13 protein-coding genes are annotated in these 18,180 nt (G+C 66.2%); 8 read left to right on the plus strand and 5 right to left on the minus strand.

The genetic code is table 11. The annotated features are described in order from the left end of the window. Nucleotide 1 precedes the first annotated feature (1 nt). Genes EZ216_RS03200 through def form a run of 4 tightly spaced genes read left to right on the plus strand, consistent with a single transcriptional unit; the run spans nucleotide 2 to nucleotide 4,692 of the window. Nucleotides 2–1,024: a cell division protein ZipA C-terminal FtsZ-binding domain-containing protein gene (locus EZ216_RS03200; RefSeq protein ID WP_135248120.1), complete on the plus strand. Its 1,023-nt coding sequence runs from the start codon at nucleotides 2–4 to the stop codon at nucleotides 1,022–1,024. A 9-nt stretch (nucleotides 1,025–1,033) separates the two neighbouring features. Next, nucleotides 1,034–3,451 carry an NAD-dependent DNA ligase LigA gene (gene ligA / locus EZ216_RS03205; protein WP_135248121.1) on the plus strand — a complete coding sequence of 806 codons (2,418 nt, stop codon included), beginning with the start codon at nucleotides 1,034–1,036 and terminating at the stop codon, nucleotides 3,449–3,451. 28 nt (nucleotides 3,452–3,479) lie between these two features. Next, nucleotides 3,480–4,100 (plus strand): BRCT domain-containing protein, encoded by a 621-nt coding sequence (locus EZ216_RS03210; protein WP_135248122.1) that lies wholly within the window; start codon nucleotides 3,480–3,482, stop codon nucleotides 4,098–4,100. 52 nt (nucleotides 4,101–4,152) lie between these two features. Continuing rightward, on the plus strand, nucleotides 4,153–4,692 hold the full coding sequence (gene def / locus EZ216_RS03215) for a peptide deformylase (protein WP_135248123.1): 540 nt from the start codon (nucleotides 4,153–4,155) through the stop codon (nucleotides 4,690–4,692). 3 nt (nucleotides 4,693–4,695) lie between these two features. On the opposite strand, the gene EZ216_RS03220 is transcribed toward def, so the two are convergent. Then, a complete protein-coding gene (locus tag EZ216_RS03220; RefSeq protein ID WP_135248124.1) occupies nucleotides 4,696–5,439 on the minus strand; it encodes a glycosyltransferase in 744 nt (247 codons plus the stop codon). Between the two features lie 53 nt (nucleotides 5,440–5,492). Here EZ216_RS03220 and EZ216_RS03225 point away from each other — a divergent pair, with 53 nt between their 5' ends. Next, the gene (locus tag EZ216_RS03225; protein ID WP_135248125.1) at nucleotides 5,493–6,218 is read left to right on the plus strand and encodes a glycosyltransferase family 25 protein; all 726 of its coding nucleotides are present in this window, start codon (nucleotides 5,493–5,495) and stop codon (nucleotides 6,216–6,218) included. A 58-nt stretch (nucleotides 6,219–6,276) separates the two neighbouring features. On the opposite strand, the gene EZ216_RS03230 is transcribed toward EZ216_RS03225, so the two are convergent. Next, nucleotides 6,277–8,907: a [protein-PII] uridylyltransferase gene (locus tag EZ216_RS03230; RefSeq protein WP_135248126.1), complete on the minus strand. Its 2,631-nt coding sequence runs from the start codon at nucleotides 8,905–8,907 to the stop codon at nucleotides 6,277–6,279. Between the two features lie 7 nt (nucleotides 8,908–8,914). Further along, nucleotides 8,915–9,721 (minus strand): type I methionyl aminopeptidase, encoded by an 807-nt coding sequence (gene map / locus EZ216_RS03235; protein WP_135248127.1) that lies wholly within the window; start codon nucleotides 9,719–9,721, stop codon nucleotides 8,915–8,917. Nucleotides 9,722–9,843: 122 nt separating this feature from the next. Between map and purL the strand changes: the two genes are divergently transcribed. After that, a complete protein-coding gene (gene purL, locus EZ216_RS03240; RefSeq protein ID WP_135248128.1) occupies nucleotides 9,844–13,803 on the plus strand; it encodes a phosphoribosylformylglycinamidine synthase in 3,960 nt (1,319 codons plus the stop codon). A 102-nt stretch (nucleotides 13,804–13,905) separates the two neighbouring features. Here the strand turns inward: purL and EZ216_RS03245 are convergent, their stop codons facing one another. Next, a complete protein-coding gene (locus EZ216_RS03245; RefSeq protein ID WP_135248129.1) occupies nucleotides 13,906–15,951 on the minus strand; it encodes a peptidase U32 family protein in 2,046 nt (681 codons plus the stop codon). A 138-nt stretch (nucleotides 15,952–16,089) separates the two neighbouring features. Between EZ216_RS03245 and EZ216_RS03250 the strand changes: the two genes are divergently transcribed. Further along, nucleotides 16,090–16,383 (plus strand): hypothetical protein, encoded by a 294-nt coding sequence (locus EZ216_RS03250; protein ID WP_135248130.1) that lies wholly within the window; start codon nucleotides 16,090–16,092, stop codon nucleotides 16,381–16,383. 43 nt (nucleotides 16,384–16,426) lie between these two features. Here EZ216_RS03250 and EZ216_RS03255 read toward each other — a convergent pair whose 3' ends face one another. Beyond that, a complete protein-coding gene (locus EZ216_RS03255; RefSeq protein ID WP_135248131.1) occupies nucleotides 16,427–17,293 on the minus strand; it encodes a metal-dependent hydrolase in 867 nt (288 codons plus the stop codon). 103 nt (nucleotides 17,294–17,396) lie between these two features. Here EZ216_RS03255 and EZ216_RS03260 point away from each other — a divergent pair, with 103 nt between their 5' ends. Further along, nucleotides 17,397–18,134: a heparan-alpha-glucosaminide N-acetyltransferase gene (locus tag EZ216_RS03260; protein ID WP_135248132.1), complete on the plus strand. Its 738-nt coding sequence runs from the start codon at nucleotides 17,397–17,399 to the stop codon at nucleotides 18,132–18,134. Nucleotides 18,135–18,180 lie beyond the last annotated feature (46 nt).

Raw genomic sequence — 18,180 nt, forward strand, 5'->3', positions numbered from 1 at the left:
CATGAGCGGCTTCACCGTCGGCGTAGCCATCCTCGGCGGGCTGGTGCTCGCCGTCCTCGTCGCCTGGAACGCGTGGACCACGCGCCAGCTCAAGCCGCGGCAGGCCGACCAGGCGCTGCCCCGCAACGAACCGGGCGAAGAACCCGTTCCCGTCGAGCCCGTGTTCGATGCCGAAGAGCCGCCGCTGCCCATGCCCGAGAAGAAGCCGGGGCTGGACGCGCTCATCGACGCGCTGGCGCCCATCGCGGTGGAACATCCGGTCGCGGGCGAAGCCGCGATGGCCGCGCTGCCGGCCACCCGGCGCGCGGGCAGCAAGCCGTTCGCGGTCGAAGGCCTGAACGAAGCCACCCAGCAGTGGGAAGTGCCTCAGGCCGGCCAGCGCTACACGGCCTTCCAGGCCGGCGTGCAGCTGGCCAACCGCACGGGCGCGCTCAACGAGATCGAGTTCTCCGAGTTCGTGGTCAAGGCCCAGGCCTTCGCCGATGCGGTGAACGGCGCGGCCGAGTTTCCGGACATGCTGCCCGAGGTGGCGCGCGCCCGAGAGCTCGACCAGTTTGCGGGCGGCCACGACGCGCAGCTGAGCTTCACCTTGCGTGCCCGCAACGCCGCGTGGAGCCCCGGCTACGTGCAGCAGAACGCCTCGCGCTTCGGCTTCGTCGCCGGCGCCATCCCGGGGCGGCTGGTGCTGCCTTCCTCGCAGGCCGGCAACCCGCCGCTGCTGGTGCTGTCGTTCGACAGCCATGCGGCGCTGTCGGAAGACCCCGCGCAGTCGGCCATCCGCGAGGTGTCGCTGAGCCTGGACGTGCCGCAGGTGCCGCGCGGCGAGCAGCCGTTCGCGCGCATGCGCGACGCGGCCATCGGGCTGGCGGCGGGCATGGACGGCGCCATCATCGACGACAACGGCCAGGTGATCGCGGCCGAAGGCCTGGACGTGGTGGGTGCCGACCTGGAGATGCTCTACGACACGCTGGAATCGCGCGACCTGGCGGCGGGGTCGCCTCAGGCGCGGCGCCTTTTCTCCTAAACTTTCCAGATGTCGACAGACAAGTCAGTTCGCGAGCGAGTCAAAGCGCTCCGCGAACAAGTTCTGTATCACGCGAAGCGTTACTACGACGAGGATGATCCGGAGATAGAAGACTGGGAGTACGACGAGCTTTTCAATGAGCTTCAGTCGTTAGAGCTCGAGCATCCGGAGCTCATCACTTCAGAATCTCCGACTCAGAAAGTTGTTGGAACCGTGATGAAGGGCCTCGTCGAGGTCCAGCACACGGTGCCGATGCTGTCAATCGAGACCGAAACCGATAGCTCATCTGAGGGGGCCTTCGACTTCGATCGAAAAGTCCGAGATGCACTCGCGACGGAGCGGAAACGTGTATCGCAAGGGTTGCGCGAGGCTCTGAGTCAAGCCTCAATGGCTCTGCTCAACGGTGATCAGATCTCCTATGTTGCAGAGTTGAAGTTTGATGGCCTTGCCATCAGTCTTCGTTACGAATCGGGACGGTTCGTCCGTGCCGTGACTCGGGGTGACGGCTACAACGGCGAGGACGTCACCCATACGATCTCGACGATCCGATCCATACCCAGGACGCTTGTTGACTGCAGCGCACCGGTACTTGAAGTACGTGGCGAAGTGTTCATGTCACTGAGTGACTTCGAATCCCTTAACCAGCGACAGATTCTTTCCGGCGGCAAGCTGTTCGCAAACCCCAGAAATGCAGCTGCTGGTGCTGTTCGCCAATTGAACGCCGCCATCGCCGAAGAAAGAGCCCTTAGCTTCTTTGCATATGGCCTAGGCGATACACAAGGATGGGAGGAGCCTCAGACCCACTCAGGTCTGCTACGAGAACTTGCTCGAATGGGGTTGCCGGTAAATTCAGACTGGCAGATGTCGCGCGGGGCTGAAGGACTGTGCAACTTCCATGGGAGTGTGGCCGCGCGACGGAACCAACTCCCTTTTGACATCGATGGCGTGGTCTACAAAATTGACTCGCGCGATGTGCAGAGGGACTTAGGCTTCAAGTCGAGAGTTCCACGGTGGGCAATCGCCCACAAGTTCCCACCAGAGGAGCGGTCGACAAGACTAAATGACATCGACGTCCAAGTTGGACGGACTGGAAAGCTCACGCCAGTTGCAAAGCTCGAGCCTATACGAGTAGGCGGCGTCACCGTTGCCAACGTCACGCTCCACAACTTGTTCGATCTGCGTCGCAGGAAAGTTCGAGTAGGCGATCAAGTCATAGTTCGACGCGCCGGCGATGTTATCCCTGAGATTGTTGGTCCGGTTCCGAACTCCAGAAGTGGCTACCTCCGGAATTTCTTCATGCCGCTGATTTGCCCCGAATGCGGCAGCCGGGTGGTGAGAGAGAAGGGGGAGGTGGCGCATCGATGCTCTGGAGGGTTGATCTGTCCGGCACAGAGGCGACGCGCCTTGCGCCACTTTGCAGCGCGGAGTGCGATGAACCTGGAGGGGTTCGGCAGCGAATACATTGCGCGATTCGACTTGGATGGGCGGCTTAGAACCGTCGCTGATTTCTATAAGCTCCGCCAAGAAGATCTCATTGGCACAGTCTTGCGAGAAGAGCCCTATACATATAAAAACGGTCGGCATGGCACTAAAAGAGTCACGATCCAAAGGACTCAGGCTGAAAAGTTAATTGGTGCTGTGGAAGCGTCGAAGACGAGGCCGCTTCATCGGGTGATTCTTGGGTTGGGAATTCCGCACGTCGGTGAGACGACAGCGAAGGACTTAGCGCGCTTCTTTGGATCCTTAGCGAACCTCGCGGATGCATCAGTCGATACGATTGTCTTGATCGAGCAACTAGGCGCGAAGACCGCGAAGGCAATTCACGATTTCTTCTCTTCTGAGCGCAACCTAGGTGTTGTCGCAGAACTCGCCACGAAGCTACAGACGCCTAAGGTTGCCGACACCGAGCGCGTCACCAGCATCCCGTTCGGTCGATTCATCACCCAGTTGCGGCTGAAAGGCATTGGTTCGGTCACTTTGGACCGGGTCAGTGACTCCTTCGCCGATATTGACGAGCTGCTCGCTGCGGACGTCCAAGTGCTCGCGTCGGCCGATCCAGCTGCACGCGCGATATATGACGAACTCAAGTTGCCCAGATGGCAGCGTGTATTGGAGCAACTCGAAGCTCTCGATATCAAGGTGCGGAGGGTCGAGACTCAGGCCCGAATGGGCACCGGCGACTTGGCGGGCGCGACTATTGTTATCACCGGTACGCTTAGTCACTTTGCCAATCGAGAGCGAGCAGCTGAGCTTGCGGAATCAGCGGGAGCGAAGGTCACTGATTCAGTCTCCAAGAAAACGACGTACCTCGTTCGAGGAGTGGAGCCCGGGGCGAGCAAGGTGACGAAGGCCGAGTCGTTGAGCATTAAGATCATCGAAGAGCCTGAGTTTCTTGCCCTTCTTGCTTCGGCGGGGATAGCGATTTAGGTTTGTTGAGGCGATCCGAGGAGGGGTGATGCCAAATCTCTACACACGGCAAGCGGCCGCGTTTCGCAATGAAATGCGTCAATCATGCGCCGCTCTAGTGGGCATTGTTCAAGGTCTGCTCGCTGATGGTCAGCTAAACGATCAAGAGATTCAGTTTCTGAACAAGTGGCTTACTGCCGCCGACGCCGTCAATGGGGTGTGGCCGGGATCCGCAATCCATGCCAAGGTGAACGAAATCCTAGCAGATGGGCACGTTACTGCTGAAGAGCGCTCGCATCTAGTAGAAGTCCTTGAGGGTTTCGTTGGCGGGAAGTTTGATGACGTCGACGCTCGACCAGTCAATGCATTGGCCTTTGACGAAATTCTCAGCCTTGATTTCGCGGATCAAGTTTTTTGCATGACTGGTGACTTCGCGTTCGGCCCGCGTACCGTGTGCGAATCAGCTGTGCTCCGTCGCGGCGGGTCCATCGCTGCTTCGGTTACGAAGAAACTGAATTTTCTGATCGTTGGTGGCTTGGGCAGCGCTGAATGGAAGCATGGAAACTTTGGGACCAAAATTGAGAAAGCAATCGAGTACAGAACAGCAGGAGTTCCACTTAGGATTGTTCACGAAGACATCTGGGCCTCGTCCATGAGTGAGCCTGCCTAACGATTGCCAAGTCAGGCATTGACCACGTGACAGATTCCAAGGTGCACTACTCATGACCGTCCGCGAAATCCTGAAGATGGGCGACCCGCGCCTCCTGCGCGTGGCCAAGCCCGTCACCGAGTTCGGCACCCCCGACATCCGCCGCCTCATCGACGACATGTTCGAAACGATGAAGGCCGTCAACGGCGCGGGCCTCGCCGCGCCGCAGATCGGCGTCGACCTGCAGCTGGTGATCTTCGGCAGCGATACGCCGAACCCGCGCTACCCGGAAAGACCGGCCGTGCCGCGCACCGTGCTGCTCAATCCCACCATCACACCGGTCGGCGGCGACGAGGAAGACGGGTGGGAAGGCTGCCTCTCCGTGCCCGGCCTGCGCGGGATGGTGCCGCGCTGGAAGACGATCCGCTACACGGGCGTCGACCCCGACGGCAAGCCCATCGACCGCACGGTCGACGGCTGGCACGCCCGCGTGGTGCAGCACGAGTGCGACCACTTGGCGGGCAAGCTCTACCCGATGCGGGTGCGCGACTTCACGAAGTTCGGCTACACCGAGGTGCTGTTCCCGGACATCGACGCGTCCGAGGACGACTGAGCCTCAGGCCATGTAGGCGGCCGGCCAGAAGCCCAGGCGCTCCACGGTCAGCGCGACACCCTCGCGCGTGTTCAGCCACTCGTACGAAGGGTGCAGGATGTTCGTCGGCTTGAAGCCGGCGGGCAGCGGCAGGCCCGCGGCTTCGTAGTGCGTCTGGTAAAGCGTGCGATACGCCACCGTGCGCTGGCGTGTCGAGGCGATCGCGAAGCGCTTGTGGCGCAGGGCCGCGACGAAGACGCGGTCACACAGCTTGAAGATCTGCTGCGGCAGGTGCATCCACACGGGCAGCGCGCTGAACGCGGACCGGTGGATCAGCAGGCAGCTGGTATCGACATGCACCAGCTGGTCTTCCGCCGCTTCCACCGTCTCGATCGGCGTGCCGTCCGGCTGGTGGAAAGTGCGCAGCGACGAACAGACCGGCGCGCGGGTGCGCCGTTGCAATTCGACCAGCGAAGCCAGGTGGCCCGGGTGGTACCAGTTGTCGGCGTCGAGGAAAGCGACGAACTCGTAGCCTTGCGCCTCGGCCAGCATGGCGCCGACACCGCGCGGCACCGAGCCGCCGTAGCCGTGCGCCTGCGGCAACACCACGTGCCTCACCTTCCAGCCCGCGACCTGCGGGTTTGGAAAGCCATCGGCAACCATGAAGTGATCGGCCGCCGGCTCCTGCGCCAGCACGCTGCGGTGGCATTGCTCCAGGACCTCGAGCGGCTCCTGGTGGTAGGGGGTGATCACGGCGATGGAAGCCATGCGCGCAGCTTACCAGCGGGGTTCGCGCGCCCGGTGGGCTAAAGTCGCCCGCGATGAGCGTCGTCCGAGTGATCAGCCTGCAGCGCCACGCGCGTCGGCGCGAGCAGTTCCGGCGCCGCAACGCGCACCTGAATTTCACCTTCTTCGACGCCGTCGACGGCAGCCGCCTGACCGCAGATGAAGTGCGCGCCTCCGGCGCCTTCACGCGCGAAGTCGAAGCCACCTACCAGGCGCATGCCTATGGCGCGGCACTGTCGCACTGGCACCTGTGGAAGGAAGCCGCGGCGGCGGGCGCGCCGCTCACGATCGCGGAGGACGATGCGGTGTTCCGCCACGACTTTGCGGAACGCAGCCGCGAGGTACTGGCGGGCTTGCCGGCCGATTGGGACCTGGTGCTGTGGGGCTGGAACTTCGACACGCTGTTGCACGTGCACCCGATGGGCAACGTCTCGTCGGTCGCGATGCTGTTCGACCAGCCGCAGCTGCGCCAGGCCGTCGATGAATTCCAGCCGCAGCGCACGCCGGTGCAGGCGTGGCGCCTGCGCATGGCTTTCGGCCTGCCGGCGTACACGCTGAGCCCGCGCGGCGCGGCACAGATGCTGGCGCTGTGCTTTCCGCTGAGGCCTTTCACCTTGCAGGTGCCGGTGTTCAACCACCGGATGGGCAACATCGGGGTGGACTGCGCCACCAACGTGGCCTACCCGCAGACGCAGTCGTTCGCCTGCTTTCCGCCGCTGGCCGTGACGCCGAACGTGCGCGGCGATGCGGCCGGAAACTGAAGGCCGTGCGAAAGCGTGGGTTCTCCGCCTTCGCGCGAATGACGTCGCCTCGCTGCTCTCAGCTCTCTCCGAGCGCTTCGAGCAGCTCCGTCTCGATCTCGATCTGCCGGCGGTTCTGCTGCAGTTCCGGCCCGTCGATGAGGAAGGTGTCTTCCACCCGCTCGCCCAGCGTGCTGACCTTGGCCAGCTGCAGGTTGATCTTGTGTTTTGCGAGCACCCGCGCGATGGAGTAGAGCAGGCCCACCCGGTCGCTGGCCGACACCGACAGCAGCCAGCGTTGCGCGCGCTCGTCGGGTGACAGCTGCACGCGCGGCGTGACCGGGAAGCTGCGCACGCGGCGCGACACGCGGCCGCGGCTGGGTTGCGGCAGCGGGCCCGCGCGCTCCAGCGTCTGTTCCAGTTCCGACTCCACCATGGTCACGAGTTCGCGATAGTGCTCGGGGAGCATGGACGTGACCACCTGGAACGTATCCAGCGCATAGCCGTTCTTCGCCGTGTGGATGCGCGCGTCCAGGATGGAAAAGCCCGCCTGGTCGAAGTAGCCGCAGATGCGCGCGAACAGGTCGGGCTGGTCGGGCGTGTACACCAGCACCTGCAGGCCTTCCCCCACCGGCGAGATGCGCGCGCGCACCACGGGGCGAGCAGCACCCACGTGGCGCGACAGGTGCCGCGTGTGCCAGGCGATCTCGCCGGCGTCGTGGCGCATGAAGTAGCCCACGTCCAGCGTGTCCCACAGCTTCTTGTGCGCCTCGAACGGAAGCGCGTGCAGCTGCAACTGCACCAGCGCTTCGCGCTTGCGCGCTTCCACTTCGGCGGCGTTGCCCGGCGCGTGGCCGCCCAGCGCGCGCAGCGTGGCGCGGTACAAGTCTTCCAGCAGCTTGCCCTTCCAGGCATTCCACACCTTGGGGCTGGTGCCGCGGATGTCGGACACCGTCAGCAGGTACAGCGCCGTCAGCGTGCGCTCGTCGCCCACTCGCTTGGCGAAAGCCGCGATCACCTCGGGATCGGACAGGTCTTCCTTCTGCGCGATGCGGCTCATGGTCAGGTGCTCGCGCACCAGGAATTCAATGAGGCGGCAGTCGGTGGTGTCGATGGCGTGCTGGCGGCAGAAGCGGCGCACTTCCTCGCCACCCAGCTCGGAGTGGTCGCCACCGCGCCCCTTGGCGATGTCGTGGAAGAGCGCGGCGACGTACAGCACGTAGGGCTTGTCGAAGCCCGCGGCCAGCTGCGAGCAGAACGGGTATTCGTGCGCATGCTCCGCGATGAAGAAGCGGCGCACGTTGCGCAGCACCATCAGGATGTGCTGGTCCACGGTGTAGACGTGGAACAGGTCGTGCTGCATCTGGCCGACGATGCGGCGGAACACCCACAGGTAGCGCCCCAGCACCGACGTCTGGTTCATCAGCCGCAGCGCGTGCGTGATGCCCGAAGGCTGCAGCAGCATCGCCTTGAAGGTGGCGTGATTGACCGGGTCGTTGCGGAACTTCGAATCCATGATGTCGCGCGCGTTGTAGAGCGCGCGCAACGTGCGGGCCGACAGCCCCTTCAGGCCCACCGTGGTCTGGTAGACGAGGAAGGTTTCCAGGATGGCGTGCGGCTCGCGCTGGTACAGGTCGTCGCTCGTCACCTCCAGCATCCCCGCCTTGATGGCGAAGCGCGGGTTGATGGGCACCGGCTCCTGGCCGCTGGGCGTGATGCGCTCCTCGATGTTCAGCAGCAGGATCTGGTTGAGCTGCGTCACCGCCTTGGCCGCCCAGTAGAACCGCTTCATCAGCGCCTCGCTGGCTCGCTGCAGCAGGCGGCCGTCCGGCGCGGTTTCGGTGCGGTAGCCGAAAGCTTCGGCCACCGGCGTCTGCAGGTCGAACACCAGCCGGTCTTCGCGCCGACCCGCGATGGCGTGCAGGCGCGCGCGGATCAGGTTCAGCAGCGCCTCGTTGCGCTGGATCTGCTGCGCTTCCAGCGGGGTGGCCAGGCCGTTGGCGGCCAGCTCTTCCCAGCTGCTGCCGAACCCCGCCGCCTTGGCCACCCACAGGATGACCTGCAGGTCGCGCAGGCCGCCGGGCGATTCCTTGCAGTTGGGTTCCAGCGAGTAGGGCGTGTTCTCGAACTTGTTGTGCCGCTGGCGCATCTCCAGCGTCTTGGCGATGAAGAAGGCACGCGGGTCCACCGTGGCGCGGAAGCTTTCGTGAAAGCGGCGGAAGAGGGCGCCGTCGCCCGCCAGCAGGCGCGATTCCAGCAGCGAGGTCTGGATGGTGACGTCGGCCTGCGCGGCCGCCGCGCATTCGCTGGCCGTGCGCACGCTGGAGCCGATCTCCAGGCCGATGTCCCAGCACTGGCCGATGAAAGCTTCCAGCTGGCGGCGCAGCGGCCCGTCGCCGTCGGCCTGCGTGCCGTCGGGCAGCAGCACCAGCACGTCGACGTCGGAATGTGGGAACAATTCGCCGCGGCCGTAGCCGCCGACGGCGATCAGCGCGCAGTCGGCCGGGAAGCCGGCCTGCTGCCATAGCGCCTTGAGCGCGTCGTCCACGTGGCGCGCCATCTTGCGCAGCACGCGGCCCACCGCGCGCGGCGGGATGCCCTGCACCAGCAGGGAAGCGTTGATGGCGGCCTTCTGTTGCTTCAGCCGGTCGCGCAGCAGGGCCGTCGAGGCGCTGGCCTGCGGCGTTGTCTGGAGGACGGCCGAGGCCATGGCGGGATCAGGCCGCGTTGACGAAAGGCGGCGGCGGAGGGCTGCCGGCCGACAGCGTCATCACCTCGTAGCCGGTCTCGGTGACCAGCACGGTGTGCTCCCACTGCGCGGACAGAGAGTGGTCTTTGGTGACGATGGTCCAGCCGTCGTTGCCGAACTCCTTCACCTCCTTGCGGCCGGCGTTGATCATCGGCTCGATGGTGAAGGTCATGCCGGGCTCCAGGCGTTCCAGCGTGCCGGGCTTGCCGTAGTGCAGCACCTGCGGCTCTTCGTGGAAGTTGCGGCCGATGCCGTGGCCGCAGAACTCGCGCACCACGGAAAAGCCGTTCTTCTCGGCGAACTGCTGGATGGCGAAGCCGATGTCGCCCAGGTGGATGCCGGGCTTGACCTTCACGATGCCGTGCCACATGGCTTCGTAGGTCAGGTTCACCAGGCGCTTGGCCGCGATGGACGCTTCGCCCACGATGAACATGCGGCTGGTGTCGCCGTACCAGCCGTCCTTGATCACGGTGACGTCGACGTTGACGATGTCGCCCTTCTTCAGCGGCTTCTCGTTCGGGATGCCGTGGCACACCACGTGGTTGACCGAGGTGCACAGCGAAGCGGGGTAGGGCGGATACCCCGGCGGCTGGTAGCCCAGCGTGGCCGAGATCGACCCCTGCGTCTGCATGTGCCCGGCCGCCAGCCGGTCGATGTCCTGGGTGGTGATGCCGGGCTTGATGTGGGGCGTGAGGAAGTCCAGCACCTCGGCGGCCAGCCGGCCGGCGGTGCGCATGCCCTGGACGCCTGCGTCGTCCTTGTACGTGATGGCCATGTCCCGATTATCCCAAAGGCACCCATGCACCGCAGGGGTGCGCGGGCATGGCCGGTAAAATCAGCGGGTTCAGCGCCACCCCAGTCAGCGGTGGCGCTTTCCGTTCCCACACAGGCCCAAACGTGACCCTGCACATCTCCGAGTTCGAGGGCGGCCGCGCCCTCAGCGAGTTCCGCGTCCAGCAATTGCTGCCCAGGCTCCAGGAAGTGCACGACAAGGTCCAGGGACTGTCGGCGCGGTTCATCCACTTCGCCGCCTGGGATCACCAGCCCGCCGCCGCCGAAACGGACCGCCTGGCCTCGCTGCTGACCTACGGCGAGCCCGCCGAAGGTCCGGACAAGGGCGAGCCGTTCATCGTCACGCCGCGGCTGGGCACCGTCTCGCCCTGGGCTTCCAAGGCCACCGACATCGCCCACAACTGCGGCCTGGCCGTCCGCCGGCTCGAGCGCGCCGTCGAATACCACGTGCAGCTGAAGGCGCCGCTGCTCGGCAGTGCGTCGCTTTCGGGCGCCCAGCGCGAAGCCATCGCCGCGCTGCTGCACGACCGCATGACGGAAAGCATCGTGGCCGACCGTGCCGATGCGCACCGGCTCTTCAGCGAGCTGGCGCCCGCGCCGATGGAAGAGGTCGACGTGCTGTCCGGCGGCCGCGCTGCGCTGGAGCAGGCGAACACGCGCTTCGGCCTGGCGCTGGCCGACGACGAGATCGACTACCTGCTGGAAGCTTTCCGCGGGCTGAAGCGCAACCCGACCGACGTCGAGCTGATGATGTTCGCGCAGGCGAACAGCGAGCACTGCCGGCACAAGATCTTCAACGCCAGCTGGACGCTGGACGGCGCGGCGCAGGACAAGAGCCTGTTCGCCATGATCCGCCACACGCACCAGCAGCAGCCCAAGCACACCATCGTTGCGTATTCCGACAACGCGGCGGTGATGGTGGGCACGCAGGTCGAAACCTTCCAGCCGGTGCGCGGCGACGGGCCTTCCACTTACCAGCGCGGCGGCGCGCTGCACCACGTGCTGATGAAGGTGGAGACGCACAACCACCCGACGGCCATCTCGCCTTTCCCGGGCGCTTCCACCGGCGCGGGCGGCGAGATCCGCGACGAGGGCGCCACCGGCCGCGGCGCCAGGCCCAAGGCGGGCCTGACCGGCTTCTCGGTGTCCAAACTGTGGGAGTCGCCGAATGGGCGCCCCGCGCACATCGCCAGCCCGCTGCAGATCATGACCGAGGGGCCGCTGGGTGGCGCTGCGTTCAACAACGAGTTCGGCCGTCCCAACTTGCTGGGCTACTTCCGCGAGTACGAGCAGGACGTGGCCGGCGTCACGCGCGGCTACCACAAGCCCATCATGATCGCTGGCGGCCTGGGCAGCATCGAGGCCGGCCAGACGATGAAAGAGCGCTTCCCGGCCGGCACGCTGCTGGTGCAGCTGGGCGGGCCCGGCATGCGCATCGGCATGGGCGGCGGCGCGGCCAGCTCCATGGCCAGCGGCACCAACACGGCCGAGCTGGACTTCGATTCGGTGCAGCGCGGCAACCCCGAGATCGAGCGGCGCGCGCAGGAGGTCATCAACCACTGCTGGTCGCTGGGGAGCAGTAATCCCGTCCTCGCCATCCACGACGTCGGCGCGGGTGGCCTGTCCAACGCCTTTCCGGAGTTGTCGAACGACGCCGGCGTCGGCGCGCGTTTCGACCTTCGCAAGATCCCGCTGGAAGAGTCCGGCCTGGCGCCCAAGGAAATCTGGTGCAACGAAAGCCAGGAGCGCTACGTCCTGGCCATCGCGCCGCAGTCGCTGGAGCAGTTCCGCGATTTCTGCGAGCGTGAGCGGTGTCCGTTCGCAGTGGTGGGGGTGGCGACGAAGGAGCGTGAGCTCGTCGTTGCCGACGAATCCGCCAAGTCGCCAGTGGACATGCCGATGGACGTGCTGCTGGGCAAGCCGCCGCGCATGCACCGCGACGTGAAGTCCGTCGCGCGCGAGGTGCCGGCCATCCGACTGACCGGCGTGGATCTGCAGGACGCGGCCATCCGCGTGCTGTCGCACCCGACCGTCGCTTCCAAGCGCTTCCTGGTCACCATCGGCGACCGCACCGTGGGTGGCCTGTCCCATAGGGACCAGATGGTCGGCCCGTGGCAGGTACCGGTGGCCGATTGCGCCGTGACGCTGGCCGACTTCAAGGGCTTCGCCGGCGAGGCGATGAGCATGGGCGAGCGCACGCCGCTGGCGGCCATCGACGCGCCCGCTTCCGGCCGCATGGCCGTGGCCGAGGCCATCACCAACCTGCTGGCCGCGCCCATCGAACTGGAGCGCGTCAAGCTGTCGGCCAACTGGATGGCCGCCTGCGGCGAAGCGGGCGAAGACGCGGCGCTGTACGAGACGGTGAAGGCGGTGGGCATGCAGCTGTGCCCGGCACTGGGCATCTCCATCCCCGTGGGCAAGGACAGCCTGTCGATGCGCACGCAGTGGGACGGCCGCAAGGTGACCTCGCCGGTCAGCCTGATCATCACGGCCTTCGCTTCGCTGGACGACGTGCGGCCCACGCTGACGCCGCAACTGGAAGCCACCAAAGACACGACGCTGGTGCTGGTGGACCTGGGCAAAGGCCGGCACCGCATGGGCGGCAGCATCCTGGCGCAGGTGCTGGACCAGCCGGGTGGCGACGTGCCGGACCTGGACGATGCGCAGGATCTGGTGAACCTGGTCAACGCCGTGAATGCGCTGCGCGCGCAGGACCGTGTGCTGGCGTACCACGATCGCAGCGACGGCGGCCTGTTCGCCGCCGCCTGCGAGATGGCGTTCGCGGGCCAGGTGGGTGTTTCGCTCAACGTGGACCTGCTGGTCACGGAAGGCGACGGCATCAGCGACAGCCGTGCCGAATTCGGCGACGCGAAGAACTGGGCGACGCAGGTCAGCGCGCGGCGCGAGGAACTGACGCTGAAGGCGCTGTTCAACGAAGAGCTGGGCGTGCTGCTGCAGGTGCGCACCGACCAGCGCAACGACGTGATGCAGGTGCTGCGCGAGCACGGCCTGGCGCGCTACTCGCACTTCGTCGGCAAGACCCGGCCGGCTTCGTCGTCCATGGAAGTGGGCAAGGGCGAGGTGCAGGTGTGGCGCGACACCAAGGCGGTGTTCGGCGCCAAGCTGTCCGACTTGCACCAGGTCTGGGACAGCGTCAGCTGGAAGATCTGCCAGCAGCGCGACAACCCGGTGGGTGCCGATTCCGAGCACGCCGCGGCGGGCGATCCGGCCAACCCGGGCTTGCAGTTCGCGCCGAGCTTCGATGCGAAGGAAGACGTCGCTGCACCGTTCCTGAACCTGTCGCGCCCCAAAGTCGCCATCCTGCGCGAGCAGGGCGTCAACTCGCACGTGGAGATGGCGTACTGTTTCGACCTGGCGGGGTTCGAGGCGGTGGACGTGCACATGACCGACCTGCAGTCCGGTCGCGCCGACCTGCCGCAGTTCAAGGGCTTCGTCGCCTGCGGCGGCTTCAGCTACGGCGACACACTGGGCGCGGGCATCGGCTGGGCGCGCAGCATCACCTTCAACCCGCAGCTGGCCGAGCAGTTCAAGGCCTTCTTCGCCCGCACCGACACTTTCGCGCTGGGCGTGTGCAACGGCTGCCAGATGCTGGCCGAGCTGGCCGACATCATCCCGGGCGCGCAAGCCTGGCCGCGCTTCACCACCAACCGCAGCGAGCGCTACGAGGCTCGGCTTTCGCAAGTGGAAGTGCTGGAATCGCCCAGCCTGTTCTTCGCCGGCATGGCCGGCAGCCGCCTGCCCATCGTGGTGGCGCACGGCGAGGGCTATGCCAACTTCGCGCACCGGGGCGATGCTGCCAAGGTGATCCCCGCGATGCGTTTCATCGGCCCCGATGGCGCGCCGACCGAGGCCTATCCGTTCAACCCGAACGGCAGCCCGCAAGGCCTGACCGCGGTGACCACGGCCGATGGCCGCTTCACGGCCATGATGCCGCACGCCGAGCGCGTGTTCCGCAACGTGCAGATGTCGTGGACGGGTGGCGACAAGAGCGAGCTGAGCCCCTGGATCCGCATCTGGCGCAATGCGCGCAAGTGGGTGGGGTGAGCTGAAAGCCGTGGATCCCGCCTCCGCGGGGAACGGATTCGGGTACGGGCTGCGAGAGAGGCGTCATTCCCGCAAAGGCGGGAATCCATGGCTTCCGGCTTCTCAGCCCGGCGCCACCGGCGCTGGCCGCGTGCGATAGAACGTCAGCGGCATCTCCGCCATCTCCTTCGCCCGCTGAAGCCTCACGCCCGGCTTCATCTTCCCGACCACGTGCATCTCGCACGGCTTGCAGTCGAAGCGCAGGGTGAGCTTCTCCTTGCCGTTGATCAACTGCAGCGGCTCGGCCTTGATGGTGCCCTTGACGCCGACCACGCCCTTGGCCTGCTTGGGGCACAGGCTCATGGACCAGCGCACGCAGTGCTTGGTGATCATGAGGCTGGCTTCGCCTTCCTCTTCGTGGCTTTCGTAGGCGGCGGCGATCACCTTCACGCCGTGCTTCGCGTAGAAGTCGTGCGCCTTCTGGTTGAAGACGTTGGCCAGGTAGGTGAGGGTGTCTTCGGGGTAGGGCGCGGGCGGTTCCACCGGCTTGCCGCGCAGGGGCCGCTGGTACGCGGCGAGCCGTGCAGCTTCCAGCTTCTCGACCGCGTCGCGGCGCAGTTGGTTGACCAGTGACGACGGCACGAACCACGGCTGCGACAGCTTCAGCTGAACGTCTACTGGCTCGAAGATGGTGTTGCCGAAGCGGGCCACGTGCTCGCGCAGGCCGGCTTCCTGGCGCCCGGCGTCGCGCGCAGGTTCCTTCGCGTGCGGTGCCGACGCTTCGGCGGCGTGCCCGTCCTCGTCGGTGAGCAGCAGGCAAAAACCTTGCGCCGTTTCCTCGAACGAGGCCCACACGCCGATGCGGCGGTCGCTGGACTTCTTCTCCAGCGTGCGCACCCAGTCCATGTCGCGGTTGCGATTGAGCTGCGTGCCCTTGCGAAGGTCGCGCAGGCCGGCGATCGGGTCCTTGGGGAAAACGCGCCACGCATTGCGCGCGGGAGTGCCTCCACTCCGGCCCTCCCCCAGAGGGGAAGGGACGGAGGTCCGTTCGGCGCGGTTGATCGCCACGCCGACCAGTTCCTTCTGCAAGTCGTAGTAGCAAAGCCCGTCGCCGTTGTGCAGCACGGCCTTCGGGTCCTCACACTCGAGTTCAAGCGAATCGGGGTTCACCTTCGTGACCCAGCCGATGGCGCGGCCCGGGTTCTTGGGCGAATCCATCGCCGCGATGTCGTCTTGCCGTCCATTGACGAAGTAGTCGGTGAACTCGCGGTTGAAGTTCTGGTCCGGGTCGGGCGTGAAGGTGAAGGTGGTGCGGCCGCTGGAAGCGCGCGACAACGGGAATGCACTGCCTTCGCGGTCCTCGATCAGTTCGTCGAACAGCCGCCGGTAGTGGGCGGTGATGTTCTTCACGTAGCCCATGTCCTTGTAGCGGCCCTCGATCTTGAAGCTGCGCACGCCGGCGTCCACCAGCGCGCCCAGGTTGGCGCTCTGGTTGTTGTCCTTCATCGACAGCACGTGCTTGTCGTGCGCGACGAAGCGCCCTTGCGAGTCCACCACCTGGTAGGGCAGGCGGCAGGCCTGCGAGCAGTCGCCGCGGTTGGCGCTGCGGCCGGTGTGCGCGTGGCTGATGTAGCACTGGCCGCTGTACGCCACGCACAGCGCGCCGTGGATGAAGAACTCCACCTTGCAGCGCTCGGCGTCCAGCGCCTCGTGGATCTCGCGAATCTGCTCCAGCGTCAGCTCGCGCGCCAGCACCATCTGCGAGAAGCCCACGTCCTGCAGGAACTTCGCCTTCTCCACCGTGCGGATGTCGGTCTGCGTGCTGGCGTGCAGCTGGATGGGGGGCAGGTCCAGCTCCAGCAGGCCCATGTCCTGGATGATCAGCACGTCGGCGCCTGCGTGGTACACGTCCCAGGCCATGCGGCGCGCGGCTTCCAGTTCGTCGTCGCGCAGGATGGTGTTGTGGGTGACGAAGATGCGCGAGCCGAAACGGCGGGCGTGGCGCGCCAGGCGCTCGATGTCCTGCACCGAGTTGCCGGCGGAGACGCGCGCGCCGAAGTCGGGGCCGCCGATGTACACGGCATCGGCGCCATGGTTGATGGCTTCGATGCCGATGTCCGCGTCGCGAGCGGGCGCGAGCAGTTCGAGCTGGTGGCTCTGCAGCGACATGGGGGGAGGGGTCCAGGCGGGGAAAGCGGGCGATTTTAGGTGCCAGGCCTTGACCGTTCCCTCTCGAACGGTTGAAATGTAACTTCAAGTTACAGGAGGTAGGGCGGCGCAGCCTGCCGCTCGTCCCGACACACTCCGATGCTGTTCAAGTTCTTCAAGCGCGCGGAGCCGCCGGCCCCTGCCGCGCGGCCCCGGCCGGTGCGCAGCGCGCGGCCGGCTGCCGCACCGGCGATCCACGAACCGCCCCCGATGCCCGAGGTGAAGGAAGACCACGACGAGTCGGCGTGGGACCTCTGGGAGCAGTCGCAGTTCCAGCTGGACAGCCAGCTGGGCCCGCTGTCGGCGGCCGACTCGGTGAAAGTCAACGACACGGCGCCGAAGAAGGGCAATGCCGACGACGCGTATTCGCGCATCGGCAAGAACCACCGCTAGCTTTTGCCCGGCGGCGCGACGGCGGCGCCTCCGCGACCGGTCATCAGAAATCCAGCTTCTGGCCGGGTTCCAGCAGGATCATCTTCGGGCTGCCGCTGCCCAGCGCCGCTTCGAATTCGGCCGGCGTGCCGCGCAGCTGCGGCGTGGTGCCGAAGTGGATGGGGATGGCGTACCTGGGCTTGATCATGTCGCGCACCGCCGCGGCGGCGTCCTGCGGGCTCATGACGAAGTGGTTGCCGATCGGCACCATCACCACGTCGGGCTTGTACATGTCGCCGATCAGCTTCATGTCGCCGAAGACGGCGGTATCGCCCATGTGCCAGACCTTGAAGCCGTTCTCCATCTCGATGATGTAGCCCACGGGTTCGCCGCCGGGCAGCACGATGGATTTCCCGGCGGCATCCTTCCAGTCAAGCTCGGACGAATGCTCCGCGCGCACCGCCGTGATCCTGGGGCCGTTGGCGCCGAAGGGCAGCACGGTGCCGCCCTTGCCGGAGCGCGGCGCCAGGTTGGCGGGCAGGATGCTGTACGCGGCAATGGTCGAACCCAGGCCGGCGGGGGCGTACAGCGGCGCGTTGTTCATCTTCGCCAGCTCCGGCGCGTCGGCGAAGTGGTCGAAGTGCGCGTGCGTCACCAGGATCAGGTCCACCTTGCCCAGGGCGTTCAGGTCCTTGAAGTTCGCGGGCGTCTTCGGGTTGGTCTTCAGCCACGGGTCGATCACGATCACCTTGCCGCCGGGCGTGGTGATGCGCGTGGTGGCCTGGCCCAGCCACAGCACTTCGGTCTTGCCCGCGGCGACCTGGCCTGGGGGCATCGGCTTCGGCGCGGTAGCCACCGGGCCCGGGCCGGCGGCGCAGCCGGCGAGGACGGCGGAGAGCAGGGCGGCGAGAAGGAACGCAGTCTTGCGCATGGTGGAGAAGCTCCTTGGTGTTGGCATGCCACCCGAATTGGAGCGAAGCCCGGCACGTCGCGTGCAACGGGAAAACCCGCAACGCGCCCTACACTCGGCGCCCATGCCTGGTGCACGTTACGACCGACTCGACGCGCTTCGCGGCGCCGCCATCGTCTGGATGACGGCGTTCCATTTCTGCTTCGACCTCAACCACTTCGGCTGGATCCGCCAGGACTTCCTGCGCGACCCGGTGTGGACCTGGCAGCGCACGTGCATCGTCAGCCTGTTCCTCTTCACCGCGGGGCTGTCGCAGGCCGTCGCGCACGCGCAGGGCCAAGGCTGGCCGCGCTTCTGGCGCCGATGTGCCCAGGTGGCCGGTTGCGCGCTGCTGGTGACCGCGGGCTCGTGGTTCATGTTCCCCCGCAGCTACATCTTCTTCGGCGTGCTGCACGGCATCGCGGTGATGCTGGTCGTGGTGCGGCTCACGGGGGGATGGGGCCGCTGGTTGTGGCCGGCAGGCCTTCTCGCCATTGGCCTGGCGCTGGCCGCGCCGTGGGCACATGCGCACTGGCCCGCGCTGGAGTTCCTGAACCGGCCGCCGTTCCACTGGCTGGGGCTGGTGAGCCGCAAGCCTTTCACCGAGGACTACGTGCCGCTGTTCCCCTGGCTGGGCGTGATGTGGTGGGGCATGGCGGCGGGGCAGTGGCTGCTGGCGGAACGGCCGCAGGTGCTTCGTGGTGCGCTGCCGCCGCAAGCCGGCTGGCTGGCCTGGATGGGGCGGTGGAGCCTCACCTGGTACATGCTGCACCAGCCGGTGATGATCGGCGCGGTGATGGGCGTGACGGCGCTGGCACGCTGAAATGAAAAAACGGCCCCGAGGGGCCGTTCGTCCTTGCTGCCGGAAG

The sequence above is a fragment of the Ramlibacter humi genome, assembly GCF_004681975.1.
Classification (GTDB): domain Bacteria; phylum Pseudomonadota; class Gammaproteobacteria; order Burkholderiales; family Burkholderiaceae_C; genus Ramlibacter; species Ramlibacter humi.

Coding starts and splice junctions, on each gene's coding strand:
- EZ216_RS03200 (WP_135248120.1), top strand. CDS start 2: ATGAGCGGCTTCACCGTCGGCGTAGCCATCCTCGGCGGGCTGGTGCTC.
- ligA (WP_135248121.1), top strand. CDS start 1,034: ATGTCGACAGACAAGTCAGTTCGCGAGCGAGTCAAAGCGCTCCGCGAA.
- EZ216_RS03210 (WP_135248122.1), top strand. CDS start 3,480: ATGCCAAATCTCTACACACGGCAAGCGGCCGCGTTTCGCAATGAAATG.
- def (WP_135248123.1), top strand. CDS start 4,153: ATGACCGTCCGCGAAATCCTGAAGATGGGCGACCCGCGCCTCCTGCGC.
- EZ216_RS03220 (WP_135248124.1), bottom strand. CDS start 5,439: ATGGCTTCCATCGCCGTGATCACCCCCTACCACCAGGAGCCGCTCGAG.
- EZ216_RS03225 (WP_135248125.1), top strand. CDS start 5,493: ATGAGCGTCGTCCGAGTGATCAGCCTGCAGCGCCACGCGCGTCGGCGC.
- EZ216_RS03230 (WP_135248126.1), bottom strand. CDS start 8,907: ATGGCCTCGGCCGTCCTCCAGACAACGCCGCAGGCCAGCGCCTCGACG.
- map (WP_135248127.1), bottom strand. CDS start 9,721: ATGGCCATCACGTACAAGGACGACGCAGGCGTCCAGGGCATGCGCACC.
- EZ216_RS03245 (WP_135248129.1), bottom strand. CDS start 15,951: ATGTCGCTGCAGAGCCACCAGCTCGAACTGCTCGCGCCCGCTCGCGAC.
- EZ216_RS03250 (WP_135248130.1), top strand. CDS start 16,090: ATGCTGTTCAAGTTCTTCAAGCGCGCGGAGCCGCCGGCCCCTGCCGCG.
- EZ216_RS03255 (WP_135248131.1), bottom strand. CDS start 17,293: ATGCGCAAGACTGCGTTCCTTCTCGCCGCCCTGCTCTCCGCCGTCCTC.
- EZ216_RS03260 (WP_135248132.1), top strand. CDS start 17,397: ATGCCTGGTGCACGTTACGACCGACTCGACGCGCTTCGCGGCGCCGCC.